This is a genomic window from Treponema sp. Marseille-Q4132, assembly GCF_014334835.1.
GTDB classification, from domain to species: Bacteria; Spirochaetota; Spirochaetia; order Treponematales; family Treponemataceae; genus Treponema_D; species Treponema_D paredis.
The window spans coordinates 612,327-638,444 of the sequence record NZ_CP060591.1; the positions used below are offsets into that span (position 1 = coordinate 612,327).

Here is a 26,118-nt window from a genome sequence, read left to right on the forward strand (position 1 = left end):
TAAAATTATCAGCGCAGTTCCGTCACCCTCTCAAGCGAAGACAGGATTTCGGTAACGCGCACGCCGAAGTTTTCGTCGATGACGACGACTTCGCCCTTTGCAATCGGCTTGTGATTGACAAGGATATCGACCGGCTCACCTGCAAGCTTATCGAGCTCTATGATCGTACCTTCTCCCATACCGAGAATGTCTTTGATCTGTTTTTTCGTACGGCCGAGCTCTACGGTCATCTCCATGTATACGTCCATGATAAGACCGATATTGCCCTGCTCGCCGCTTCCGGCGATATTGCCTTGGAGCATCGGGTATTGCAACGATTGTACGTTCGGAATGCCGCTTCCCATCTGGCCCATCATGGGCATCGACTGTCCCATATTCATACTCTGCCCCATACTTCCCATATTGATACCGGGCGAAGCCATCGTTCCCACGGATGCGATATCGGCGGCGCTGAGCGTTCCGCCCATACTCATCTCGGGAACCGAGTTTCCGCTTCCGAGCGCTCTGATCATCTGTTCGGCAGCCGTTGCTCCGACCGCTTCCCATAACGTATAGCCCTGCCCGTCGAGCGAAAGCGGATAATTGAAAAGGACAAATTGATTTTGCGGAACTCTTATCATCGCTTTCGGATCGTTGCGCGCAGTGGGCGGATTGCATGAAATGCCGGAAATCTTGCCCGTCTTTTCGAGGGCTTGGATTTCATCGTTCGTATGCGTCGACACGGTTTCGGCGATAACGGAAAGCGCCATATCGTCGATGTCCGCGTTATCCTCTTTGTTCATAAGACCGACGATCTTTTGCGCAAACTCGGGTGCGAGGATGTAAAGGTGATCGCCTGAGAGCCCGCTCGAAAAGTCGGCGAGAATATTGACGACGACTTCAGGCAGCTTTGCCAAAAGGCGGTCGCGGTCGAGCTGCTCGACGACGGGAGTATCGGCCGAAAAATTCGCGCCGGTCATTTTGTTGAGATTTTCTGCGAGCGGCGTTTTGAGTTCATCCGCAAATTTCTGCAGAACGGCGGTATCCAGCTGTACGGAAGGCATTCCTCCGACCGTGCCGGATGAATTGAGGCCGTCTACGGACACACCCGAAAGCAGAGCATCAATCTCATCCTGCGATATTGCACCATCACTCATACGAATCATCTCCTTCTACAGAAAGTTCTTCAAAATCATCCGCCGAAATATCTTCCAATTTGCCGGTTACCTGCACGGCCATCTTTTTGCCGACGACGCCCGGCTGACAATAAAATTTCTTTTTGCTTCCCACGCTGAGCGTAAGCGGATCTCCGACGCGGATATTCGACAAGCGCACGACGTCTCCGGCACGGAGAGCGAGCACTTCGCGTATCGGCAAATCGATGGAACCGACTTCGGCGACGACGTCCATTTCCACCGATGAGAGTTTTTCTTTCAATGTTCCCAGATACTGCGTCGTCGAACTTCTGCGCACGGAGCTGAACCAAAACTGCGAGGACAGCTTTGAAATGATCGGTTCGATCGTCAAATACGGGATGCAGAAATTCATCATGCCTTCTTCTTCGCCGACTTTCATTTCAAGCGTCACGAGGACGACCATTTCCGACGGAGGAACGATCTGCGCAAACTGCGGATTCGTTTCGATCTGTCCGAGCCGGGGGCGCAAATCGATAACCTGCGTCCACGCTTCCCGCATATTCGCGAGGATGCGCACGATGATGCCTTCCATAACCGACTGTTCGATATCGGTCAAATCTCGGTTTTTATTTCCGGTCGTCGAACCGCGGCCGCCGAACAGACGGTCGATCATGCAAAACGTGATCGTCGGATCGATTTCGAGTACCGCGTTTCCTTTCAGCGGATCCATATTGACGACGGCAAGCGTCGTCGGCGTCGGAATGGATCGGATAAACTCTTCGTACGTAAGCTGATCGACGGAAGCGACGTGAACGTGTACGAGGCTCCGCAGCTGAGCGGAAAGACTTGTCGTCGTCAAACGCGCAAAGGTTTCGTGCATGTTCGACACGGTGCGCAGCTGTTCTTTCGAAAATTTGTCGGGACGCTTAAAATCGTAAATCTTGATTTTACGCGTATCGCTGACCGGCTTAAAATCGTCGGTATCGGAATCGCCCGAGCTTATCGCGGTGAGCAGCTGATCTATTTCATCCTGTGACAGAACTTCGTTCATGCTTTTTCCTAATCAAACCGCCGTGCTATTGCTCGATGACGTCGAGCTGTTGAAACGAAACGTCGCGGATCTTCGAACCGCTTAAAATTTCGTCGTTGATCGCGTTGCGCAATTCTATTTTCAATTTCTGTTCGTTTTGCGGCTTCAACTCGTCGATCGTCTTCTGTGTAAAATATCGGCGCAAATAATCGGTGAGTTCAACTCTCCGTTCGGTTATCTCCGTCGCCGCAACTCTGTCGTCTTTTTTATAACCGAGGAACACGTTGACGACGACGCTCGCGGGAACGTCGTCGCTCGTTCTCGTTCTGATGGCTCCGAGCGATGAGTACCAGTCGAGCACTTCCCGCTGGGCTTGGTATTCTTCGCTCATGGGGATAGCCGTCTGCGCCGACGTATTGCTCGAAACGATGCGTACCGTAACGAATACGACGACGACGATAAGGATCACCGCACCGAGCGCTATGAGTATCCATTTTAATAATCCGGGAACGAGTCCGCCGATTCCTTTTCCTTTCGCACCGCTTCCGCCGTCGGACGCGCTTTCATCGAAATTAATATCGTTGTCTGCCATGATCCCCACCTATACAAACGCACGGTTTACATTCTAAGGAATATTTAATTATACATTGTACCATCAAAAGTGTCCTTCGTCTAGGATAATTATATCGACCCGCCGATTGTACGCCCTGCCTTCGGGCGTATTGTCGGAAAACATCGGGCGCGTATCGGCATAGCCCGCTATCGAAAACTGCTTTTCGTTTACGCCGAAGCCGGCAAGGTAGTGGAGCACGTTCATTGCACGGGCGGCGGAAAGCTCCCAGTTGCTTGCATAAGGAGAAGACGAGGAAACGGGCGTATTATCGGTGTGGCCTTCTATACGGAATCTCCTCGCTTTCAGTTCGGGATCCCTGAAAAACTCCGAAAGGCGCAAGAGCGTTTCGCGCGTTTCGTCGATGTCGAGGGCGGCGCTTCCTTCGGCGAAAAAACTGTCGGATGCGAGCGAGATGACAAGTCCCCTCTCGTCGCTCGTTATCGTTATCTTTTTCGATTTGACTTCGGGCGCAAAGAGGCTTACCGCTTTTTTTCGCGCGTTTGCGAGAGAGCGACCCTTTTCCATAGCCGGCAGAGAATTGATATTGTTTCCCAAATCCGCAAGCCGTCCCGTCGAAAGCGACAAACCGCCTGCCGTCGTTTCCGTTTCGCGCATTTGGAGCGACTGCGTAATCGTCGCAAGCTGCGTTATATCGACTTCCGTCGGATTGTACAGCATGACGAAAAAACAGAGCATGAGCGTAATCATATCGCCGTAGGTCGCTTGCCAAGCGGTTGACGGCTTTTCAGGCTGTTTGCTTTTCCTCGCCATACTCAATCCTTCAAAACGTCGGCTTCGATCGCGTGCCGTGCGACGGGATCGAGATACGTAAGCAGTTTTTGCGCCATGATGCGCGGGTTTTCTCCCGCTTGGATCGCAAGTACGCCTTCGATAACCATTTCTTTCGTCCGCATTTCAGCTGCGTTGTGGCCGATGAGTTTTTGCGCGATAGGACCGATAATCCAGTTCGCAAGCAAAGAACCGTAGAGCGTCGTAATAAGAGCGACCGCCATGTTCGGACCGATAGCCGATTTGTCTTCCATGTTGCGCAACATACCGATAAGACCGACGACGGTTCCCATCATTCCGAAGCCCGGAGCGAAACCGGCCCACTGGTTTACAAGTCCTATCCACGTCATGTGGCGCGCTTCGCACTGGTTCATTTCGTTTTCCATAATCGCGCGGATAACCTGTCCGTCAGTGCCGTCGACGACAAGCCGGAGTCCGCTTCTCATAAACGCGTCTTCGATATCGTCGAGTCCGTCTTCGAGTGCGAGGATACCTTCGCGGCGGGCTTTTTCGGAAAGCGCGACCATATTTTGTATGATCTGCTTTTCGCCGAAATCATATATCCTAAAGGCGCGTCCCATAATGCGGAAAAGGCCGATACACTGCGAAATCGGAGCGCAGAGCCATAACGAAAAATACGAACCGCCTATCGTCATAAAAATAGAGGGCACATCGAAAATCCCTCCCAGAGAACCGCCGGAAAAGATAACCGACACCATGATACACGCGCCGCCGCCTATGATTCCGATTATTGTCGCTATATCCATACTTCCTCACACCTCTTGCGTATTGATGCCGATCTTTTTCCGATAGGCTATGATCTTTTCGATGATATCTTCGGGTTTGTCTTTTACGACGATTTTTCTGCCGGACAGCATCGCAAGCGTCAAGTCCGGATTTTCTTCCATGCTTTCTATCATGTGCGGATTGATCCAATACTTTTTTCCGTTTAAACGCATCACTTCGATCATCGTTATATAATGCTCCGATTGCTTCGAGCCGTCAAGTATTTCAACGCATCGGCAGACTGCCCCTTCGTCGAATAAAAAAATCGCGTCATTTCATTATCGGTTGAGCCGACATACTTGTTTACGGATAATTTTCCGTTTTTTGCGCATAAAAAACTGTTATTACCCCGTGAGGCCGTGCGCTTCCGTTGCGTGTTTTTCCGTTTTATATTAAATTAATAAAAGGTCGAATGCCGAGTTGCAGTAAACTTGAAACCGGAGAAGGAAATTTTATGGGCGCCCGTATTTTTATCATAGAAGATGTTTCCGAAATTGCCAATCTCATCGCGATGTATCTGTCAAAAGCGGGCATGGACGCATTATCGTTCGGTACGGCTGAAGACGCGCTCGAAAAACTGAAATCGGATGCGGCGCCCGACCTCGTCATCCTCGATTTGAATCTTCCGGGCATGAGCGGTTTCGAATTCCTCAAAAAATTCCGCGCCGAATACAAAACGACGATACCCGTCGTCATCGTCTCCGCGCGCGACGCCGACGAAGACATCATAAAAACGCTCGGCTTCGGAGCCGACGAATTCGTCACAAAGCCTTTTTCTCCGCGCGTTCTCGTCGCGCGCGTTCAGGCGAACTTGCGGAGACAGGCCGCAACCGAAGCCGCCGCCGAAGAGACGATTTCGTTCGGGCCGTACACGCTCCTTTTAAACAGCTGCGTGCTTAAAGAAGGCGCTCAAAAAATCGCCCTGTCGGCAAAAGAATATGCAGTCCTCGAATACCTGGTCAAACACGCGGGGGAAACGCTTTCGCCTGAAAAAATTTACGCGGACGTATGGAAAGCGCAGTACGGCGACATAACCGCCGTCGCAGTATACATCCAGCGGCTTCGAAAAAAAATCGAAAAAGATCCGTCGAATCCGGAATTTATTAAAACGGTGTTCGGACTCGGCTATTGCTTTTCAAAAGAATCGATCGCCTCGAAGCAGGGAGCGAAAAAAGACGCATGACGATCAGGCGCCAATTCCATATCCTGCTTGCAGCGATCATCGTCATTCCGATATGCTGCGCGCTTTTTCTTCCGTCGTATCACTACTTTACGTCGCCGGGACGAGCACTCATCCACGATTACAAAGAACTGCGAAAAAGCGATGCGTTCAAACTTTCCATGCGCGAATGGAGTAAGCTCCACGAATATATCCGCCGTATGCCGCCGGATGTGGAAGTCGCCGTTTTTTCGCTTTCAGGATCGGCGGATATTTTAATTTCATCGATCGCAGAACTCAAAGCGGGCACTTCTCTCTCTCCGCTCGTGCTGTGGGGATTTGCATCTTCGACAAGCGATACGTATTTTTATCAATTTACGAGTTTTCGTTTTGCGGGGCGAAGCGATACGATCATTATTTTAAGCCGCGTCAATAAATTCACAAAGCGCGGAAAGCGCGGCATGGATTACGTCAATTATCTGGTCGGCATTCTGCTGTGCTTTGCAGTCCTCGTACTCATCATCATCGCAAAAATTTCCCGTGACATATTTACGTCGATCACGATCCTCGAACAGAGAACACAAAAGATTGCCGACGGAGATTTGAGCGTTCCGATCGCCGACGACGCGAAACAGTCGAAAACGAAAAGCAACGAAATCATTTCGCTCACCGAAAATCTTGAAAAGATGAGGAACGCGCTTCTCGACGCGCACGAGCGGCGTACGCGCTTTATCATGGGGATCAGCCACGATCTCCGTACGCCCGTCGCCGTCATCAAAGGCTACACGGAAGCGATTTCGGACGACGTCATCACCGATAAAAACGAAATCAAAAAATCGCTTGAAATAATCGCGTCGAAGACGAACCGGCTCGAAAGCATGATCGATACGCTCATCAATTTTGTAAAACTCGACAGCGCGGATTGGCGGCAAAAGCTCGTTCCCGAAAGCGTCTTTGCAGTCGTTTCCGAATTCGCAAAAAGCGCCGAAATGACCGGAGCGGTTTTTAAACGCAAAATAACGTCGGCGATCGCACTCTCTCCCGAATGCAAAGTGCCGATGGACAAACAGCTTTTTTCCCGAGCGCTTGAAAACCTTTTGAGCAACGCGATACGCTATTCGAAAGACGGAGACGAAATCGCGATTTCAGCGGCGGAAACCGCTGACGCATGTACCGTGAGCGTCAGCGATACGGGAATCGGCATAGCGAAAAAAGATCTCGATCACATATTCGATATGTTTTACCGCGCGACCGATTCGCGCAGGGAAGAAGGCATGGGGATCGGGCTTTCCGTCGTAAAGAGCATCGTCGACACGCACGGCTGGACAATCGGCGTCGCATCGGAAGCGGGCAAAGGTTCGACGTTTACGATAAGGATCCCGAAATGACCCGAGAAGCGCACTCACTGTTTTTCATAGAGAGAGTCGACTCTGCAGCTCAGCCTCAGTGCGGCACTCTTTTGCCTGTCATATCCGGCGGAAGCGGATAGATCAGCGATACGCACGTGTCGTCGTATTTTTCACCTTTATACACCGATCTGATTTCAAAGCGCAGCGTTACCGGACACGAAAGCTCTTTCGGCAATGCGATTTCCTGCAAGTCGGGCGTGTCTTCAAGCTCGCCTTCAATCGGAGCATTCAGTTTATCCGACGTGATGCGATACCCTTTGACGCGGTTATTCTTCGCATAAAGCGATGAATTATTAAATGAAATATAACCGTTAGCAACCAACAGGCTCTTGACAGGCCGCAGATCGAATTCTCCGATATCCATTTCTATCCACTCACCCTCTCCGCTGCCGGATGCAGATTCTACCCATGGAAGAAGACGTATTTTAAGACTCGGATCTCTGATAAAAGTTTCACCGTTATAAACGATATCGTTTTCTGTAAGATAAGAACTGGTACGAATATTTTTTATGCTCGGGGTAAAGTCCATCCATTCAAAACTTTCTTCCGGCTCAAACCATATCGCATTATTGTCGTACAAAAAAAGTCTGCGTTTGGAAAAAAGGAGTCCTAATCGCTGCCTAACGGCCGTACCTTTATCTGCCTGAAAATTTATTTACATATAAAAGTCTATCTTTACGATCCAATGCAAATGTTCCTTTTTCTACTCCTCCGTCAGGAATAACAATCGCTTCAAACTCATACCGTTCATTTTTAAATAAATACCATGCAGGATCGGAATAATTATGGATTTCTTTCTCCCGTACATTTCCATAGTAGTCTCCTTCAACCAACGACGGAACTCCTATAACTTGCGATGTTGATGCCGCAATTGAAGTATTTTTGTTTTCCGATGACGTCTTTGCATACTTTGTGCAGCTTTGCATAAAACAACAAAACATTACCAAAACAATCATTCCTATTATCGTCTTTTTCATACCATACCTCCGTACCGGTTTCAAAACCGTTAAAATTAATTTTTATCTTTTCTGATACGCAATCCGTAGCTGTCCCCTATGCCGACACTGAACGCATCAAGCATATCGTTATATTTTTTTAATGCCTCGTCAGGCAGCACTTGACAGCCGAGGCTCCAGCCTTTCTTTTGTGGTTCTTTACTTTCTTTACGTGAATACGAATGAAGATAAAATACCCATTTTGCAATATACCTTTTTTACCGAAGCCCGGAAGTAGTACCGTATCACTTGTAATTAGACTCGGTTTATCATAATTGTTTAGATTCATCTATGGTAGTTTCATTATCTAATTTTTTTTCATAATCACCTAAAAAGCTCCCCGTATGATATTCAAATCCTCCGTTCAGCCGTCTCACAAAAGCGCTTCCAACAATTCGTTGAGAAACAAAAGCCCTTCTTTCGTGAGCGCGTAAAAGCGCTCGCCGTTTTTTTCCCGCCGTAAAGCCAAACCCCGTCCTTCCCACGATTTAAAAAGCGTTTCCGCCTTTTCGGGAAAAGTGCCGAATCGCTTTTCGTAGGTTTCACGGCAGATGCCGCGCGTCATCCGAAGTCCCATCATAAAGAATTCGAAAGCTTCCGTTTTTTTATCGATGTATTCGACGGAAAAAGGAAGTTTTCCGAATCTGCGCTCCGCAGCCCCTTGCACCGTGCGGAAATCGTCCGAAAAAAAGATACGTGAGCGCAAATCCTCCGCATCGATTTTTTTGCTTTTCCAAAATCGCACATACGATCCGATATCGCGCGTGTTCGTAAATCTCACGGACATATTTTTCCCGTAAAACGTTCCCACAGCTCCGGCGCCAATCCCCGCATAGCTTTCGAGATTCCAATACGCGAGATTGTGCAGGCATTCGCCTCCCCTGCGGCAAAAATTCGACACTTCGTACAGTTCGTACCCCGCATTGCACAAAAAATCGCGCCCCGAAATCCAAAGCGCATCGGACGCATCGATATTGTGCCGAATTTTCCCGCTTTCGATTTCCGTGCAAAGAGGCGTGCCCTCTTCGACGGTGAGCGAATAAAGGGAAATATGATCGGGCGCATACGAGAGAAGCGTTTTTAAACCCGAAGCGAACGATGCATCGGTTTCTTCGGGAAGACGGGCAATCATATCGACCGACAGCGCTTTCGGCCGGTTTTTATCAAAAAGCGAAAGTGCGCGGTACACATCGTCCGCACGGCTCCGTCTCCGCACGCGGCGAAGAGACGAGTCGTTGAACGATTGAATGCCGCACGAAATGCGTGTTACGCCTGAAGCGGATGCCGCATGGAGAAGACTTTCCGTTACGTCGGATGGGTTCACTTCCATCGTCACTTCAAGCGGCGCCTTTCGGGACATTTTTAATAATCCTGAAAAAAGAAAATCGATCTGTTTTTCGGAAAGCAGACTCGGCGTGCCGCCTCCGACATAGATCGTTTTCCACGAATCGATATCGCAGAGCGAAGCTGCAAAAGCCGCTTCGTTCAAAACGGCATCGATATATTCGTCGCCGATTTTTTCGGCGCAAGGTATGCTGAAAAAATCGCAATAGGAGCATTTCGAAGTGCAAAAAGGAATGTGTACGTACAGCGGAAAAGATGCGCTCACTGCTCTACAAAAGGCGGAATTTTGCAAACGGAAAATATACGGCAAGTCCCTTTGCTTTTATGTCGTCAAGACGCACCGCACCCCACAAGCGGGAATCGAGGGCACCCGTGCGGTTGTCGCCGAGTACGAAGTATTCACCGGAGCCGAGCGTGCGCGCTTCAAAGCTGCCGCTTACGCCGATCGCGCTGTCCCAATCGGAGGACACGGAAACGATGTGTACGTTATAAGATTTTTCGGAGCGTTCGAATTCGGTGAGAAAATGGCTGTCCCCCGCAGGCCGCACAAAAACGACGTACCCCTTCATATAGAGGGTATCGCCGGGCAAAGCGACGACGCGGCGGATTTCGGGCTGTTCGCTTGCCGTTTCGCTTCGAAAAAACGAATACTGCTGCGCGGTAAAAAATCTCACAACCGCGTCGGCAGCCGCCATAAAAACGGACGGAGATGATGCGCGGCGCGGTTTAAGCATAACGACATCTCCGCGCAAAAGATTTTTCACGATCGGCGTAAATACGGCACACGAATCGGAAGGGATGTCGGGCTGCATTGAAACCGAGCGGGAGCGGACGGTAAAGAGTGCAAAATTGCGCACGAATGAAACGCCGGCAAAGACGATCAGAAAAAAAAGAATCACCGAAACAATGGTGCGCCGGCGCTGCTTTTTTACATCGAAAGAATAGTCGTACAGCTTTTGCTTCATGCGTGTAACATAACACAAACGCCTCGAGTTTACAATATACAGGCGATTTCATATAATGGGAAAGATATGGCTGACGGAAAAAAGATCATCGCGGAAAACAGAAAAGCCCGCTTCAATTATTTTATCGAAGACTCGATCGAATGCGGAATCGAACTGCGCAAACTTTTTTATCAAAATAGTTTGCTTGCCATCGGTCTGAGCGGCTCGGTGGCAGTTCCGCTGCCTTGCGTTCCGCCTTTTTTATTTATCCGTATACAATTTTTGTGTATATTTCCGGTGCCCTTGTCCCGACTGCTGAATTGAAACCTTTGCGACGATTTCATATAATGGGAAAGGTATGGCTGACGGAAAAAAGATCATCGCGGAAAACAGAAAAGCCCGCTTCAATTATTTTATCGAAGACTCGATCGAATGCGGAATCGAACTGCGCGGTTCCGAAGTCAAATCGATAAAAGCGGGCAATCTTTCGTTCCCCGACGGCTTTGCGGAAATTAAAGGAGGCGAAGTGTGGGTGCAAAATCTGCACATTTCCGAATATTCCTATTCGTCGGCGTTTACCCCTTCTCCCGATCGGCCGAAGCGGCTTTTACTGCACAAAGACGAGATAAAGCGGCTCGCGCGGAAAACCGAAGAAAAAGGCTATACGCTCGTTCCGCTCGAATTTTATTTGAAAAACGGTCGCGTCAAAGTAAAGCTCGGCGTCTGCAAAGGCAAAAAACAGTATGATAAACGCGATACGATCCGCGCTCGGGACATGGACCGGGAAGCCGCGCGCGAATTCCGCAGGGAGATAAACGGCTGATGAAGGAAGCCTTTCGCCGTGCGGCGGCGGTCTTCGCTCTGTCGCTCGCCGCATTCGGAGCTCAAAGCCAAACTTCCCGCAATGTCGATTTTTTCGGCGTCATATCTTCCGATGCCGACGGCAATATGATTCAAATGACGGAAACCCTCTACCTTACGCAGCTCGGCGAAGTGCAGGGCATTTCGGTTACCGACAGGCGGCAAAGCGGTTTTGCCGAAGCGTACAAAGCGCAAGGCGCTCCCGACTTTTCAAAAGCCGCTTCCCCCCTTGCGTTTTACGCGCTCATCGGCAAAAAAGATTCGGCCGGCGGAAAGTGGGACTGTACTATCTGCATCGCCGACGTACGGACAAAGGATATCCATTCGTACACTCAAACCTACGATTCGTATTATAAAATTCTCATGGAATCGAAAAGCTCTCTGCAATCGATATTCGAAAGCCTTTTGAATAACCGAAGCCCGAAAGAAACCGAGCGAACGAACGACACAAATATACCCGACAACCGGAGTCCCGCTCTCTCGACCGATTCGATCGCGGGAACATGGGGCGGCGAAGATTATATCGATAAAATTGTCATTCTCCGTGGCGGACGCGGATTTATCATCTACAAAAACGGCGCAACGATGAATATTTCCGTTTCGGTTGCGGGAAAAGAAGTAAGCGTAACGCAGGCGGGAAAATCGAACGCATCTTTTTTTCCGGAACTGCCGCGCGAAGCCGCCCTTCTCGCAGCGACGGACGCACCGCCCCTTTCGTGGAAACTCACCGTACAAAACAGTTCGACGCTGTCGGGTATAAAAACGACCCTCGTGGAATCGAACGGAAGCCTCGTCCCGGGCAAAGTGCGGATCGAGTGGAAACGAAAGTGATTGCGCGAATGTACGACAGGGGTGCGGGGAAATTTTGATAAAAAATTTTATGCCCCATAGAGTTACATAGTTTGAGAATAAAACAGTCGGCTCGTTTAGAACGTACAATGACCGTAAAATACATCTTGCGGTATTAAGCGCCTATCAGAAAGTAAAAAAGCACGAGGATAAAATCAGTTCTAGATGTCTCACCAATAATGCCCGTAATAGTAAGACAATAGCTTTTTATTGTTTAGCAAGATTGTCTTGAAAAAATCTTTACCTCACCATAACGCAAAATCTTCGAATCTCTTAAAATAACATATCCGTGCTCTTTGTTTTTTTGCGTAAAATGATTATAATAGAGCCATTAAGAGGATTTAAAGCATAGGCACATGATAACCAAAACAAGCTTTCGGCAAGTATAAAAAAACTTCTATTACTAAAGTAAAAGGAAAAGACATTGGGTAAAGCAACAAACGCCGGGGTACATGCAGGTACTGGATTTGAATTTCAGAAACACTGTGCCTTATTCATATATTTAGATAGGTATTTTCAAGATATTGATAAAAGTTTTTTTATCTGCTTTGAGCATTATGATGATTTTTTATTTGCATATCTCAATGATGTTGGTGAACTTAAAGATATTGAAATATATCAAGCAAAAAAAAGTACATCGCAATGGGGATTAAATAAAAAGCTAATAGAACCATTATTGAAAATATTAGATACAATTGATCAAGTAGAAAAAGATGAAATTCAGAAAGAAAAAGATTATAAAGCGTTGTTATTTTTTATTACAAACGGATATATTAAACTAACAAAAAACAAGATAACAGAACTAATAAATGCAGCAAACTTAAAAGTCCCTTTTCTCCAATTACCTGAAATAATACAAGAAGATATAAAAGAGCAAATATTATCATTAAATAAGAGTGCAGCAATTAGTGAATTGACTAAATTGAATTTCCAATACATTGATATTGCCAATACCGCTGAATCACAGAGAGATCAATTAATCGGTATGTTTGGCAGGTTGTTCGGTGAAAAAGTCCATGATCACAAAGCGGCGGTAGACATTCTGCTATCTAAATTTCGCTCAGTTGAATTGACTTTCAACCAAGGAAATCAATCCCGTTTACTGGACGAAAAGAAAAGAATAACTTCTGGTGAACTGTCTGATTGTATGTCAATTATTACTGAAAAAACTATGGCATTTGAACTTTGGCGTACGTATGCCAATAATATAGCCAGAAGTCTTGATATTTCAATGAAGGAACGTAATTCATTTCAATTTTATTTACAAAGCAGCTTTGATCTTTTTAAGGATAAAAAACAGGTACAACACCAAAGAATTAAAGAATTTGTATTTGCTAATGATTTTGTTCTTGAAAAAAATTATAATGATCTTGAAGCCATTAATGATCTTGTTGAACAGTATAAAAAAGAGCATCATGGTTCTTTACCAGATATTCAGCTTCGCGCAGCAATAATTGCTGCTTATATAGAAATGAGGGAACAAAATGTCTAAATACCTTTTTTTTCATCAATTATTTGTATGCAAAAAGAATGGAGAAAAATCTTTTCATTCTACATTCTCAGAAAATGTGAATATTGTTTGCGGCAAAAACACAAGCGGTAAGAGTACTGTTTTTCAATCCATATTATATACTTTGGGTATAAATGATGTTAAAGAAAAGTTAGATGAAATAATTTCGGAAGACGTACTTTTTAGACTTGATTTTTCCGTTTTAGATAAAGAAAGTAAAACAGATTATATCTTTATTCGGGATGATGAGTTTTTATTTGTAATTAACAATGATAACATACTCCGCTTTAATGGTATTAGTGCTGATAATTCAGCAGAACATATAAAACTTAAAGAATATATTCATAGCATACTTGGTTGTAATTTTATGCTCCAAGACAAGAATGATTTTGTATTAGCACCTATAGAAGCATTATTTCTGCCGTACTATGTTTCACAAGACTTCGGTTGGATTTATATCAGAAAATCTTTCAGAAAGCTTGAATTCTATAAATCTTTTAAGGACGATTATCTCGATTATTATCTTGGTATTGATAGCCAAATTGATAGGAAAGAGAAAAATGATCTTCAAAAGAGAATAGATGACTTAAAACAAAAAATAGAGATATATAAAAAGATAAAGGATTCTAGCGAAGTTCAAACAGCAAAAACAAATGATATCAAAGATCCGGGATTTATAAAGGAATATATTGATAAGTTAAATAAAATAAATGGGGATATCTTAGAAGATGAGAAAAATCTGGTTTTACAGCATAATAAATTTGAATATTGGAGAGAAAGAAAATCTGTATTATTAAAAATTAAAGATAACCATGCACATCAATTTAAAGATAATCAGTGTCCGGTTTGCAAACAAATGTTACCTAATAACACTGAAACGATATATCAATATTATCAGGAAACAAATGATACGGTAAACGAACTGAATATATGTAAAAAAAATATGAAAGGAATACAGTCAGAGATTAATTCGATTGAAAAACGCATTAAAAACAATCGAGAATCAGCAAAAGAAAGAGAGCTAATACTGGGAAATAGAAAAATTAATTATTCAACAACATCGGAATGGATAGAAGAAAAAGCATATATTAAACTTAACGATACTATTAATGAAAATATTGGTGAAACAACAATTGAGCTTGATGAACTACGAAAAGAAAAGAAAGAGAAATATAGTGATGAAGCTATAAAGGAAATAAGAAATAGCAAAGAAAAAGAATTTAGGAAAATATTTATTAATAAACTACATGAGCTTGGAGTTACCAGATTTGATAATACTAAGTACCTTAATCTTTATGATATAAATGAATTTCCTGCTCAAGGAGTTGAATTACATAAAATGATGCTTGCCTATTATTTATCATTTTATGAACTGACAGAAATAACAAGCTATGCCCATATTATGTCTTTACTGCTTGATGCAATTTTCAAAGAGGATATTGATGATGATAACAAACTTTTATTAATTAACGTGCTATCGAAATCGATAAAGAATAACAAGCAACTCATTGTATCAATTGCTGAAACAGAAGAATCGCAATACAATGCAGAGTATTATAATGAGAATTATTTTAATAACAATGCTAAAATTGTAAGAATTGGATATTCAAAAAATGAACGAAGTTTTCTTACTAGTAATACTATCACCGATAATAAGGATATATTCGAAGAAACTTTAAGATATGTAAATGAAAATTAACGAAACACTCCTTCTACGAAGAAAAATAAGTGTATCTTTTTCACTGCAATAAAAAAACACTTATAGTACAGAATCCATTTTTTCATTTCACACGCCGTTGTATATTCAAACGCAGCCCGCTTTACCTAAAAAAATCTTCCCACTCTTTTTCTTTAAATCCGACGAGGACTTTATCGCCGGCAATAACGAGCGGCCGTTTGACAAGCATACCGTCAGACGATAAAAGACGGTACATTTCCTCTTCGGTCATGCCGGGAAGTTTTTCTTTAAGATGCAAAGATTTATACAGCAAACCGCTCGTATTAAAAAATTTTTTAAGCGGCAGTCCGCTTTGTCCGTGCCATTTTTTCAACTCGGCAGCAGACGGATTATCTTCTTTGATATGCCGCTCGGTATAATCGATGTGATGATCGTCGAGCCATTTTTTTGCTTTGATGCACGTAGTGCATTTGGGATAATAAATAAAAATCATGGATGCTTCCTCTATTTTTATCGCAGCCGCAACTTCGAAAAACTTGAGTTTTTACGGCTTTCGTTAAATTTAACATACGACACTTTTAATAAATTATCGATATAAAAAATCACAATAGAAAATCACAGCTGTGATAAAAGATATCAAAAACTACCTGTTTCCTTTCGCCCGATTATGCGTCTTGCAGAGCATTTGGCAATTTGCGCTGTCGGTTTTTCCGCGAACATATCTAATCCGGCATACGGAACAGCTTTTTCGCCATTAGAGTATATTTTGCACTATTGTTCAATGATTATTTCACGCGTTCTTCAAGTCCATCCGATCGCTCACCTCTTGACAATCTATATACCGTTTGGTATATTGTATACCGAACGGTATATGACAATAAACGATAACAGCAGAGATGCAATTCTCAACACGGCAATACGTCTTTTTGCACAAAAGGGATACGAGGGAACGGGCGTGCAGGAAATTTGCGAAAACGCAAATATCACAAAACCGACCTTATATTATTTTTTCAAAAGCAAGCAGGGGCTTTTGCAGGCAATAGCTGATTCAAAAGGTGCGGAGCTTTTGCAAAAGTTCGAGCATGCGGCAGCGTACGAACACGATTTTTTGAAAAGTCTGACACGCATCCTGACCGCTGCAATCGATTTTGCGCTTGCGCATCCCGATTTTTTTAATCTGCACAGCGTGCTTTTAAACGCGCCCGGTAATGCGGAAACCGAAGCGGTCTACGCGCCGTTAAAAAAACGCTTCGATTCGGTGTTTTCGGAATTTTTTATTAAATCCGCGCACGAGTTCGGAAATATGCGCGGAAAAGAAGCACTATATGCCGCACTCTACCACAACAACGTTATTTCGGTTTCGCTTTTGTGCGTACATCAAAAATTGTCCGGAGACGATCAAACGATTTACCGCATCGTACACGGCTTTGTCTACGGCGTAGCAAACTGATGCCGGGAGATTTATATGTCAAATTTATTTTCGGATAAAATTTTTTATCACATCTATGCACTGGGAATGGGGAATTGCCCGAAGCGGAATGATTTTGCGTGTCCCGCAGGGGATTTTTTTGAAAAGCTTTCGGAGCAGTTGGACAGGATTCGATCTTTGGGCTGTAACGCGCTCCTCGTCGGACCGATTTTTGAGTCGAGCGCGCACGGATACGATACGGTCGATTATTATCATGTGGATCGCCGCTTGGGGAACAACGAGCGCTTTAAGCGGTTTTGCCGTCTGTGCCGTGAAAAGGGATTCGCAATCGTGCTGGATGCGGTATTCAATCATACGGGGCGGGATTTTTTTGCGTTTAAGGATATGCGGCAAAATGGCCAATGCAGCGCTTACAAAGATTGGTATGTCAATATTGATTTTTCCCGGCGGAGTGCCATGGGCGATTGCTTTGAATATGAAGGCTGGGCGGGCTGTAAGGATTTGGTAAAGCTGAATGTCGATAACGGCGCCGTACGGGAACATCTTTTCGGCGCGATAAAAATGTGGATCGAAGAATTCGCAATAGACGGCCTGCGTCTCGATGCGGCGGATGTGCTGAGCAAAACCTTCCTCGATGCGCTGGCTTCCTTTTGTCGAAGTATAAAGAGCAATTTTTGGCTGATGGGCGAAGTCGTGCACGGCGACTATTCGGAATGGGCGCGGAACGGCAGGCTCGATTCGGTAACGAACTACCAGATGTACAAAGCGCTTTGGTCGTGTCTGAACGATCAGAATATGTATGAGCTTTCGTATAATTTGAACAGAGAATATAACGGCGAAAGCGGTATGTATAAAGACATCACATTGTACAATTTTGCGGACAACCACGATGTAAATCGAGCGGTCAGTGCGCTCACCTCTCCGGAGCGGCATCTGCATCTGTTATACGGGCTGCTCTTTACCGTTCCCGGCATCCCTTCCGTTTACTACGGCAGTGAATACGGTATCAGAGGAATACGGAAAGTCGATTGCGATTACGAACTGCGCCCTCCTCTTCCGCCTTTCGCTCAGCTTCCGGATTTTACGCAGCCGGGTTTCGACGCGGGCTTTGTCCGTACGTCCATCGAAACATTTGCAAAAATACGACGAAGTCATCCCGCTTTGCAGCGCGGTTCATACCGGCAGGAGTTTATTGCAAACCGGCAATTCGGATTTTGGCGCGAATGTTCCGAAGAGAAAATTTTGATCATCGTAAATTCGGATTTTGTGCAGGCCTGTGTTTTTTTACATTCGATTCCGGAGGGCGAATATGAAAATCTGACGGACGGAAGGATATGTCATTCCGACGATTTGAAAGAGCTGCAAACGGCTCCGTGTTCAATACTGATATTGCGTAAAAACGAATGATCGGAAAATCATTTTATTAAATTTATCCGAAAATCATTCCGAGCATCACACCCGCACGGCACCTTGACGCAATATGCGGATCATGCCCGAACTTATATCGACGATGGTCGACGGAAGGGCGCCCGACGTGTCGCCCGATGAAATTATTAAATCGACATCGCTTTCAAACGTTTCGATAATGTCGCTTATTTTTTCAAGCGCGGGTTTTCCGCTTTTGTTGACGCTCGTCGAATAAATAGGGGAAGCGCAGCCGAAAATGACAGTTCTCAGCCATGCGTCTCCGGGGCATCGGTACGCGGCAGTCCCCCCCGCTCTGTCGTTTACGATGATCGTAAGCGCACCCGGCCATTTTGCAAGGAGCAAGTCCGGTACGGCATCCTTTGCATAACGGCGGATTTCGTCGGGATGCGCGATGAGGCGGATAAAAGGTTTTCTTTCATCCCTGCCCTTTATCGCCCGTATTTTTTCTTCGGTTCGAAATGTTTTTTCGCCGCTTTCGACGATACCCGAAAAACCGTATACGGTGTCCGTCGGTAAAATGACGATTTTCCCGCACTTTAAAAAATCGATACAGAGGGAAGACGCTTTTTCGTCGGTTTTCTGCAATATCACCGCGTACCGCCGCCGAAAGAAGCTATGCGCATATTGCCCGCAGCATCGGGAACGCTCTTACGCATTGCCGAAGGAATCCGCTTTTCTTCCGCAAATACTTGCGTTTTTTTTCGCTTCGCCATAACTTCACCGCTTCCGCCCGTAAGCGCCAAAAGCACGAATGTAAGCGCAAAAAACGCGATGCCGCACGCTTTACATGTCCGTTCGCTCATAAACGCTATCGGCTCACGCCGAACGACGGTTCCCGTATCATAGAGCGTCGCTTCGTGAGGACGCAGTCCCGTTATTTTAACGAGTTTTTCCCCTTCGCTCACATAATCGAGCTTACGTGCATAGGCTGCGATAACGTCTTTATCTTTTTCGAGCGCCGTACGTTCGAGCAAAAGTTCTTCGTTTATTTTTTGGATGAGAGCCGTTTGTCTGCTTATCGCGCGTTTTTGTTTTTGCAGCCGATTGTATACGATGATGCCGTCCCTGCCGGCAAAAAACGAAAGGAGCACATATACAAGGGTGCCGATAAAAACGGCCGAAAGAATTTTTGTGCGTGTCATATTTTTTTTATCGGCCGTGCGCCCTATTTTCTGAAACGGAAATATATGTTATACTGTACCGATAGTATAGGCGGAATTTTCCCGTCGGCGTACTGTTTTTTTGAAGCTTTTATGCCGATACTATAACGGATAAACTATGTATCTCTGCATACAGAGGGGAATGATATGGCAAATACCGATAACAAAAACGAACTCGACAGTTACGGTGTCTGGGTAAAAAAAGCTCCGGAATCCGACTCTCAAAAATCCGAGAGCATCGACGATTTTAATTTCGACGTCGATTTGCCCGATTTTTCGGAAATTAATTCACCCGTAAATGAACAAACGCAAAACGATGCGTTTGCCGTCGAAGACGTTTCCATCGAGGATTTTCTCGAAAACGGTTTTTCGGAACCGCCGGTTCCCGAAGATACGCTCGGCACGGGCGATATGCCCGATTTTTTCGGCGCTGCGGAAGAAATGCAAAACGATCCGGTATCTTTTCCCGTATCTTCCGAAATCGAAGATGCTTCCGTGCTCCCCGAACTGCCCGAATCCATGGATGCAATGTTTACCGCTGCCGAAACTTCAGCACCGGCAGAAGCGCCCGTCACAGAAGACGTCGATCTTTCCGATTTCGGAGTCGACTTCAGCGACGACGAAGCGCCCACCGATATCGAATCGGGCGGAAGCGCTTCTTCTGCAAAAAAGGAAGCCTCGCACATCGATTACGACCTTTCCGTTTCTCCGGACGACGGCGCTCTTTCTTCGGCTCAAGCTCAAGCCATACCCGACAGTTTTGACGAAGAAGCAAAATCGCTCGTGGACAATATTTCAGCTCCGCGTACGGAAAGCAACGATCTCCTGCGGCAAATCGTCGAAGATCTTTCCGGATTGAAAAACGAAATCTCCTCACTTAAAACGCAATTTGCGGAATTGAAATCGCGCGGAGGCGCTCCGGCAGCCGAAGTGCAAGCCGGAGGATTTTTCAGCAATCTGGACGAAGATGAAACGATTTCGCTTTCGGGCGACGAACTCGACAATATCATGAGCAGCGCCGATTTTTTAAATAACGAAAGCAAAGTCGACGAACTTGCAGAAGAAAACAAAATTACCGAAGACACGCAAGCCGAAGATCTTTCCGTCGTTCCCGGTATTTCCGAAGAAAATAAAGCGGCCGACGATTTTTCCGTCGACAATTTTTTCTTACAGGAAACAAAAACCGATACGGCCGATGAATTGCCTATCGCGCCCGTCGAAGAAGAACTTGAAGAACTGCCCGAAGAAGCCGAACTCGAAGAACTTTCGGATGCCGAACCGTTCGAAGATATTTCCATTCCGAGCGTCGACGATATTTTGCGCGATGTCGCTCCCGCTTCGCAAAGCGGGCCGAACTTATCCGTCAACGCTCATCAAGGCGATATCGCCGATGACTTTTTCAAAAACGACTCGGCTCCCGAAACGGATGATTTTTTCCAAACGAACGTGCCCGCCGAAGATATCTCATCGCAAAGCGCTGCCTTTACCGACGCGGAATTGACTGCGGCAAAACCCGCATTGAAAACAACTTCACAAAACACATCTTCGAGTCTGCCCGCAAATTTGACGGAAGAAATCAAATCCGTCCTTTTGTATATGGATCAGCTGCTCGAAGATTTGCCCGAAGAAAAAATCGTCGAATTCGCACGTTCCGAACAATTCGCAACGTATAAAAAACTTTTTTCGGATTTGGGATTGTCATAACATGGGTTTGCTCAACCGCGTGTCGGGCGGACAGTCGAAAAAGACTTCGGGACTTTTGTCCCGTGCCGCTCCCCGTATGGAAAAACCCGCTTACGCTTCCTTTTCGGATCTGTGCCGCAATTTCGATATTTTGCACGGATCGCTTTTTGAAATAACGGACGGCTCTTTTACCGTAAGCGCATGCACCGGTCTCGACGCTCAAAGCATTGCGCTTTCCGTTTCATCTCCCGATTTTTGGAACGGAACGATAGGCGTCGATACATCGATAAAAACTTTTTCGAATTCGCTCGGAAATCTTGCGGCATTTTACCAGCTCTTTTCTCCGCGCATAAAAGACCGTCTTTCCTCCGTCCATTTTTTTCGTCTTTCATCCGATATCGTTTTTATGAAAGCCGATTTTACCGGCGAAAACTCTGCTCCTCCGTCCGAAGCGATAAAAATCGCCCTTGAGGAATTTATTAAAAAATCAGGGCATACCGGACGCTCAAAAAACGGCAATACGATTTTTTCAGATATCGCTTCTCTCCCGAACGATAAAAGCGCGCTGTTTTTTTTGCTTTCGACGAAAATCGCGATAAGCCGCACGCTCGTTTCGGTTTCGCCGAAAAGCGATGCCGTCAAAGAGAGACTGTTCAATGTCATCTACAGCGAAATAACCGATATGCTTACCCATTCGTTCTCCGCTCCGAATATGTGCGTACAGGGAAAAAACGGAGAGCTGCATATCGTCCTTTTTTCTCACGACGATTTCGATGAAGCCGTTTTACAGTTTCACATAAGCCGTTTTCTTTCTCCCTTCCTTTCCGAAGCCGCCGATTCTCTCATGCTCATTAAAGCCGGAAGCTCGCGCAGTGCGGAAGAAATCGAACGCTTTGCCGCCGAAGGTTAATTTGGACATTCGTTTTTTTACGGCAAAAAACGGCAGCCTTTCGTGCAGCGCAAACGGCACATCCCTTCATTCATCATATGATCCGGAAAAAGAAGGCGAGCGTTTTGCCGCATCCCTCGGCGCATCTTTCTATCCCGAATATATAATCGTAACCGAACCGGCATTATCCTATTGCGAAGTTTTTCTCCGTAAGCGATTTCCGTCCGCAAAGCTGTGCGCCGTCCGCTACAGCGAAGATTTTTCGGAATCGGATAAACGATGGGATATCGTATTCAATGCGGCAAAAAAGGAGGACGGGCTTTCGGAAAATCTTTTTGCCGCTCTCGGCGAAGAAGGCTTATGCAGCTCTCTCTTTGCGTCATGGCATCCTTCCGCACGCGCGTTCCCCCGAAAAAACGAAGCCGTTTGGCGGGAAATAAAAAACGCCGTCGATAAGGGACGCGACGTTCTTTTTACACGGAGCGCTTTTTCTTCGCGCTGGATACTGAACGCATTTTTTATCTGCAAACACATCGAACGGGCAAAGACCCTTATAAAAGGAAACGCTCCCCTCGTCCTCGCAGCTTCGGGACCAAGCCTTACGAACGCGATTCCCCTTCTCGCCCGCTTTCGAAAATATTATTTTCTCATTGCCGTCTCTTCGGCTCTTTCGGTTTTGACCGCTCACGGCATTGTCCCCGATCTCTGTTTTTCAACCGACGGAGGATTTTATGCAAAGGCGCACTTGGCTCGGCTCGCTTTCGTTTCGGGCATACCGCTTGCGCTCGCGGAAGAAGCGGCGTGCGGCGGAACTATTTTATCACAAAACGATATCGTTCCGCTTTCATACGGCGACGGCTTCGCGTCAAAACTTTTTAAATCCTGCGGCATCCCTTCGATAAAAATCGAACGAAACGGTACGGTCAGCGGCAGCGCGCTTTCCTTTGCAAAATCGATAACGGACGGCCCGATTTTTTTCTGCGGTCTCGATCTGGCGCCCGCCCCCGGCTTGCAGCATGCCGAACCGAACGAACTCGACCTCCGCTCGGAAATTTTTGACATAAAAACATTTCCCAAAGAAACGAGAGCTTCGATTTCGCGCTTTACATCCGGCGCACTTGCGCTTTACCGAAAATGGTTTCAAACGCTTTCAGAAGAGAAAACCCGAAACGTCTACCGTCTCGCACACGAGTACGATTTTTCAAATACGCTCGGTGCAATCGGCGACGTCGATTTCGATTTTTTCGAAAAATCGCTTTCACCGAACGGAACATTGCCGCGCATCGCGGATAAAGCGCTCGCACAAAAAAAAGTTGTACAAAAATCCGCCCTCGACTTTGCAAAACGCCACGGGCGAAGCGACGAATGGCTTCACGAATTTTTTCCTGCGGAATATATTTCATGGAAGCGGGAAACGGACGACGAAGAAAAAGAGCGCAAATCGAAAACGCTTGAACAAAAAAGCGATGAACTTCTAAAAAAAATTGAGAGGCTCTTTTCATGACATCGCTTTTTTCGTCGATCATAACGGCAAAAAACGGAAGTCCGGTTCCGCTTTTTCAAAACGGAAAAAGCATGCATTCCCGCTACGATCCCGAAAAAGAAGCCGAACAGTATGCCTCACGTATGGATGAAGCGGGCTTTTTTATCGTCGCGGGTGCCGGAGGCGGCTACTTTATCAGCGCGCTCAAAAAACGATTTCCCCGTTCCTTTATTCTCGCTGCGGAAAATTCTCAAAGCGATATCGATTTCCTGATGAAGATTCCCGTTTTTAATAATTTATCCGGCGACGAAACCGTCCGTATCGTTCCTACGGAAAAAATTTTCGACACGATGCTCGGGTTTTACGTGCCTGCTTTTTACGGCTCTTTTTCGATAATCGAAACGCCCGCATGGGCAAGCGAAAATAAAATCGGCATCGAAGCGTTTCGAACGCAGACGGCGAGCGCGGCACGGGCGATTGCCGCCGATTATTCGGCGCAAGCGCACTTCGGAAAAATCTGGCAGCGTAATATCATAACGAACTTGGCTCAGATCGGCGTACAATCCGCTCCGGCACGCAGCGTACAAAACGATACGTCGTTCACCGCCCCTATCGGAAAAACGGCTTTGATCGCGGCTGCCGGCCCCTCCCTCGACACTGCCGTTTCGTTCATTGAAAAAAAAAGAGAGGAGCTTTACATCATTGCGACGGATACCGCTTACAAAAGTTTCAGAGAACGCGGCATAGTATGCGACGCCGTCGTATCGATCGACGGACAGCTTTTGTCGACACAGCATTTTTTTTCGGACGCACGAACGGAAAATACGCTTTTTATTTTCGACTTATGCGCAAATCCGAGCGCGGTCCGTTTTATTAAAAAATCGGGAGGAAAAATCGCGTTCGTTCAAACCGGACACCCGCTTTCGCTTTACGCATCGCTCTTTTCGGAATATAAAACCGGTACGGCATTTCCGTTTATCCGCACGGGTGCGGGAACGGTAACGATTGCCGCTCTCGACTTCGCGCTGAAAGCGGGATTTTCGAAAATCGCGGTGTGCGGCGCGGACTTTTCATATTCGGAAAAACCGTATATGAAAGGCACTTATTTCGACGCGCTGTACAATTCGTTTTCGAGCCGCACCGAGCCTGTGGAAACGGCCTTCGACGCGCTTATGTTCCGCACCGAACTTTTTCGAAACGGAAAACGGCGTACGAGCGCGACGCTCGACGCATACCGCAAAACGTTCGAATCAATCCTTTTAGAAACGTGTACCGATATCGACTTCGACGGCTTTTTATACCGCGCAGTTTCCGAAAAAGTCCATCCGCCGCTTCGCTTTTGCCGCACTTTCGATATGCCGTCTTTTATTTCCTTTTTCAAAAAGGATTTTTTGCATTGCGAAAAAAAACTTTCGTATCCCGATTTTTCCCCGGTAATCGCTTCGTTTTTTCCCGCAGTCGCTTCGCTTCGAAAAAACAAACACTTCGACGGAGAGCATTGCGGTATAAACGTTTCGGTGCGAATAAAAAATGAAAATTCATCCGCTGCATTTCCCGAACTTTTGAAACTTGCATACGCCGAGATTCTGAGATATACTCGACAATATGAAACGTAAAAGCATTACCGTCTATTCGATCGTCATCGTCTCCGTGTTTGCCGCGGTGATTATCTTTCTTTCCTATAAACTCGGCTGTGAATATGCGACGGGAAGAGAACGTACCGGACGCGAATTCGACAGGCTGGCATCTTCGGCACGAAACGCACTTTTACGCTATGACGTTTCGTCGCCCAACTTCCGCGACGCATTTTCAAAAGCGTGCGGCAATTACGGCGACTACACTTTTATCATATTAAAAAACGCATCGAAGGTTATATTCATATACCCCGAAAATGCCGAAAGTTCGGAAATACGCGCTTCCCGGCTTTCGGAAATACATTCGAGCAGCTTCCGAACGGGAGGAGACACGTACATTCTCACCGCATCGATGTACCTGATCCGCCCTTCTTCCGTTTTTTATTACGCACGCTTTTCTTTCGTCGTTATTCTTGCACTTACCGTCCTCACTTTGATTTTAATAATTTATCTTGAGTTTGCAAATTCCAAATATTCCGTTTCGTCATCCGCAGATGTCATCGAAGAAAAAACGGGCGCTGCGTTTTCCGAAACGGCAGCCGAAAACACGGATCTCCCCTTTGAAGACGATTTGCCTTTCGACAGCGAGATTTTTTCGGACGGCAATGCCGTACCCAAGGGCGAAACTCAAAACAGTGCCGAAGACGGTTTTTCCGCCCCGTATGAAAAAAAATCGGCCGATACGGCCGACGAAAAAAGCGTGCAAAAAATATCTTACGGAGAATTTGAAAACGATCTGCAGGATACCGAAAGCGAATACGTTCCGCCCGAAACGCCTTATTGGGAAGATGAAAGCGAAATGCAAAACGGTTTTTCGCAAAACGATTTTACGGATAAGTTTTCGCCGCTCACCGGCTTCCATTTGGAACAAAATCTCGAAGAAAGACTCGACCGCGAATTGGTACGGGCTGCTTCTTCCGAACAGGACGTATCGCTTTTTATAGTCCGCATTCAAAACCTTTCGTTCGCTTCAAGCGCATCGAAAAGAATATGTGCGTATCTTTTCGAACGCTTTCAATCGAATGATATGCTCTTCGAATACATGAACGACGGTTTTTCCATAATCAAAATCAATATGAACGTCGACGGGGCTCTTGAAATCGCATCTTCGCTGCGTGAAGATATTATTAAAATTATTAAGGGTGAAAACATGGAGCCGAAGTGTACCGTCGGCATTTCATCCCGATCGATGCGGATGCTTCCCGGAAAGAGACTTATTCAGGAAGCACGCGAAGCGCTCGAAAATGCGGAGGCCGACGAAACTTCTCCGATCGTCGCATTCAGAGCGGATGCCGACAAATACCGGAAATTTATCGCCGAAAAAGATTAG

Annotated in this window: 27 protein-coding genes; 14 read left to right on the top strand and 13 right to left on the bottom strand. The window is 46.1% G+C overall.

The annotated features are described in order from the left end of the window. Nucleotides 1-8 precede the first annotated feature (8 nt). The 6 genes from fliN to H9I35_RS02885 form a co-directional block, all read right to left on the bottom strand. Entirely contained in the window at nucleotides 9-1,136 is a 1,128-nt protein-coding gene (gene fliN, locus H9I35_RS02860; protein WP_187420127.1) for a flagellar motor switch protein FliN, read from the bottom strand. Then, nucleotides 1,129-2,166, bottom strand: a complete 1,038-nt coding sequence (fliM, locus tag H9I35_RS02865; RefSeq protein WP_016520318.1) for a flagellar motor switch protein FliM — start codon at nucleotides 2,164-2,166, stop codon at nucleotides 1,129-1,131. The genes fliN and fliM overlap by 8 nt, the downstream gene beginning before the upstream one ends. Nucleotides 2,167-2,191: 25 nt before the next feature. Further along, entirely contained in the window at nucleotides 2,192-2,737 is a 546-nt protein-coding gene (locus H9I35_RS02870) for a flagellar basal body-associated FliL family protein (protein WP_187420128.1), read from the bottom strand. A 63-nt stretch (nucleotides 2,738-2,800) separates the two neighbouring features. Continuing rightward, entirely contained in the window at nucleotides 2,801-3,529 is a 729-nt protein-coding gene (gene motB, locus H9I35_RS02875; RefSeq protein ID WP_187420129.1) for a flagellar motor protein MotB, read from the bottom strand. A gap of 2 nt (nucleotides 3,530-3,531) precedes the next feature. Continuing rightward, nucleotides 3,532-4,314 carry a motility protein A gene (locus H9I35_RS02880; RefSeq protein ID WP_187420130.1) on the bottom strand — a complete coding sequence of 261 codons (783 nt, stop codon included), beginning with the start codon at nucleotides 4,312-4,314 and terminating at the stop codon, nucleotides 3,532-3,534. Between the two features lie 6 nt (nucleotides 4,315-4,320). Then, nucleotides 4,321-4,518, bottom strand: coding sequence for a flagellar FlbD family protein (locus tag H9I35_RS02885; RefSeq protein WP_021331023.1), 198 nt, complete (start codon nucleotides 4,516-4,518; stop codon nucleotides 4,321-4,323). Nucleotides 4,519-4,787: 269 nt separating this feature from the next. On the opposite strand from H9I35_RS02885, the gene H9I35_RS02890 reads away from it, so the two are divergent. After that, nucleotides 4,788-5,516, top strand: a complete 729-nt coding sequence (locus tag H9I35_RS02890; protein WP_187420131.1) for a response regulator transcription factor — start codon at nucleotides 4,788-4,790, stop codon at nucleotides 5,514-5,516. Further along, nucleotides 5,513-6,880 carry a HAMP domain-containing sensor histidine kinase gene (locus H9I35_RS02895; RefSeq protein WP_187420132.1) on the top strand — a complete coding sequence of 456 codons (1,368 nt, stop codon included), beginning with the start codon at nucleotides 5,513-5,515 and terminating at the stop codon, nucleotides 6,878-6,880. The genes H9I35_RS02890 and H9I35_RS02895 overlap by 4 nt, the downstream gene beginning before the upstream one ends. Before the next feature lie 55 nt (nucleotides 6,881-6,935). Here the strand turns inward: H9I35_RS02895 and H9I35_RS02900 are convergent, their stop codons facing one another. The 4 genes from H9I35_RS02900 to lepB form a co-directional block, all read right to left on the bottom strand. Next, a complete protein-coding gene (locus H9I35_RS02900) occupies nucleotides 6,936-7,481 on the bottom strand; it encodes an NADase-type glycan-binding domain-containing protein (protein WP_187420133.1) in 546 nt (181 codons plus the stop codon). Nucleotides 7,482-7,536: 55 nt separating this feature from the next. Further along, nucleotides 7,537-7,878: a hypothetical protein gene (locus H9I35_RS02905; protein WP_187420134.1), complete on the bottom strand. Its 342-nt coding sequence runs from the start codon at nucleotides 7,876-7,878 to the stop codon at nucleotides 7,537-7,539. Between the two features lie 391 nt (nucleotides 7,879-8,269). Then, entirely contained in the window at nucleotides 8,270-9,505 is a 1,236-nt protein-coding gene (gene hemW, locus H9I35_RS02910; protein ID WP_187420135.1) for a radical SAM family heme chaperone HemW, read from the bottom strand. 4 nt (nucleotides 9,506-9,509) lie between these two features. Beyond that, nucleotides 9,510-10,205 (bottom strand): signal peptidase I, encoded by a 696-nt coding sequence (lepB, locus tag H9I35_RS02915; protein WP_187420136.1) that lies wholly within the window; start codon nucleotides 10,203-10,205, stop codon nucleotides 9,510-9,512. Between the two features lie 66 nt (nucleotides 10,206-10,271). On the opposite strand from lepB, the gene H9I35_RS02920 reads away from it, so the two are divergent. The 5 genes from H9I35_RS02920 to H9I35_RS02940 all read left to right on the top strand — a co-directional run bounded on the left by H9I35_RS02920 (nucleotide 10,272) and on the right by H9I35_RS02940 (nucleotide 15,103). Continuing rightward, a complete protein-coding gene (locus tag H9I35_RS02920; protein ID WP_187420137.1) occupies nucleotides 10,272-10,508 on the top strand; it encodes an SsrA-binding protein in 237 nt (78 codons plus the stop codon). A 34-nt stretch (nucleotides 10,509-10,542) separates the two neighbouring features. Next, nucleotides 10,543-11,007, top strand: coding sequence for an SsrA-binding protein SmpB (gene smpB / locus H9I35_RS02925; RefSeq protein WP_187420138.1), 465 nt, complete (start codon nucleotides 10,543-10,545; stop codon nucleotides 11,005-11,007). Continuing rightward, nucleotides 11,007-11,876 carry a TP0183 family DNA metabolism protein gene (locus tag H9I35_RS02930; protein ID WP_187420139.1) on the top strand — a complete coding sequence of 290 codons (870 nt, stop codon included), beginning with the start codon at nucleotides 11,007-11,009 and terminating at the stop codon, nucleotides 11,874-11,876. The genes smpB and H9I35_RS02930 overlap by 1 nt, the downstream gene beginning before the upstream one ends. A 442-nt stretch (nucleotides 11,877-12,318) precedes the next feature. Continuing rightward, the gene (locus H9I35_RS02935; RefSeq protein ID WP_187420140.1) at nucleotides 12,319-13,386 is read left to right on the top strand and encodes a dsDNA nuclease domain-containing protein; all 1,068 of its coding nucleotides are present in this window, start codon (nucleotides 12,319-12,321) and stop codon (nucleotides 13,384-13,386) included. After that, the gene (locus tag H9I35_RS02940) at nucleotides 13,379-15,103 is read left to right on the top strand and encodes a hypothetical protein (protein WP_187420141.1); all 1,725 of its coding nucleotides are present in this window, start codon (nucleotides 13,379-13,381) and stop codon (nucleotides 15,101-15,103) included. The genes H9I35_RS02935 and H9I35_RS02940 overlap by 8 nt, the downstream gene beginning before the upstream one ends. A gap of 121 nt (nucleotides 15,104-15,224) precedes the next feature. Here H9I35_RS02940 and H9I35_RS02945 read toward each other — a convergent pair whose 3' ends face one another. Further along, the gene (locus H9I35_RS02945) at nucleotides 15,225-15,575 is read right to left on the bottom strand and encodes an arsenate reductase family protein (RefSeq protein WP_187420142.1); all 351 of its coding nucleotides are present in this window, start codon (nucleotides 15,573-15,575) and stop codon (nucleotides 15,225-15,227) included. Nucleotides 15,576-15,953: 378 nt separating this feature from the next. On the opposite strand from H9I35_RS02945, the gene H9I35_RS02950 reads away from it, so the two are divergent. Together H9I35_RS02950 and H9I35_RS02955 are read left to right on the top strand one after the other, a co-directional pair. Then, nucleotides 15,954-16,532 (top strand): TetR/AcrR family transcriptional regulator, encoded by a 579-nt coding sequence (locus tag H9I35_RS02950; protein WP_187420143.1) that lies wholly within the window; start codon nucleotides 15,954-15,956, stop codon nucleotides 16,530-16,532. Between the two features lie 15 nt (nucleotides 16,533-16,547). Beyond that, entirely contained in the window at nucleotides 16,548-17,918 is a 1,371-nt protein-coding gene (locus tag H9I35_RS02955; RefSeq protein ID WP_187420144.1) for an alpha-amylase family glycosyl hydrolase, read from the top strand. 45 nt (nucleotides 17,919-17,963) lie between these two features. Here the strand turns inward: H9I35_RS02955 and H9I35_RS02960 are convergent, their stop codons facing one another. After that, the gene (locus H9I35_RS02960) at nucleotides 17,964-18,530 is read right to left on the bottom strand and encodes an L-threonylcarbamoyladenylate synthase (RefSeq protein ID WP_187420145.1); all 567 of its coding nucleotides are present in this window, start codon (nucleotides 18,528-18,530) and stop codon (nucleotides 17,964-17,966) included. Beyond that, nucleotides 18,527-19,081 (bottom strand): FtsB family cell division protein, encoded by a 555-nt coding sequence (locus H9I35_RS02965; protein WP_187420146.1) that lies wholly within the window; start codon nucleotides 19,079-19,081, stop codon nucleotides 18,527-18,529. The genes H9I35_RS02960 and H9I35_RS02965 overlap by 4 nt, the downstream gene beginning before the upstream one ends. 165 nt (nucleotides 19,082-19,246) lie before the next feature. On the opposite strand from H9I35_RS02965, the gene H9I35_RS02970 reads away from it, so the two are divergent. Genes H9I35_RS02970 through H9I35_RS02990 form a run of 5 tightly spaced genes read left to right on the top strand, consistent with a single transcriptional unit; the run spans nucleotide 19,247 to nucleotide 26,118 of the window. Next, nucleotides 19,247-20,803 carry a hypothetical protein gene (locus tag H9I35_RS02970; protein ID WP_187420147.1) on the top strand — a complete coding sequence of 519 codons (1,557 nt, stop codon included), beginning with the start codon at nucleotides 19,247-19,249 and terminating at the stop codon, nucleotides 20,801-20,803. Between the two features lies 1 nt (nucleotide 20,804). Further along, on the top strand, nucleotides 20,805-21,692 hold the full coding sequence (locus H9I35_RS02975; RefSeq protein WP_187420148.1) for a hypothetical protein: 888 nt from the start codon (nucleotides 20,805-20,807) through the stop codon (nucleotides 21,690-21,692). 1 nt (nucleotide 21,693) lies between these two features. Then, entirely contained in the window at nucleotides 21,694-23,175 is a 1,482-nt protein-coding gene (locus H9I35_RS02980) for a 6-hydroxymethylpterin diphosphokinase MptE-like protein (RefSeq protein WP_187420149.1), read from the top strand. Next, nucleotides 23,172-24,770 carry a 6-hydroxymethylpterin diphosphokinase MptE-like protein gene (locus H9I35_RS02985; RefSeq protein WP_187420150.1) on the top strand — a complete coding sequence of 533 codons (1,599 nt, stop codon included), beginning with the start codon at nucleotides 23,172-23,174 and terminating at the stop codon, nucleotides 24,768-24,770. Before H9I35_RS02980 ends, H9I35_RS02985 begins: the two co-directional genes overlap by 4 nt. After that, nucleotides 24,760-26,118, top strand: coding sequence for a nucleotidyl cyclase domain-containing protein (locus tag H9I35_RS02990; protein ID WP_187420151.1), 1,359 nt, complete (start codon nucleotides 24,760-24,762; stop codon nucleotides 26,116-26,118). Before H9I35_RS02985 ends, H9I35_RS02990 begins: the two co-directional genes overlap by 11 nt.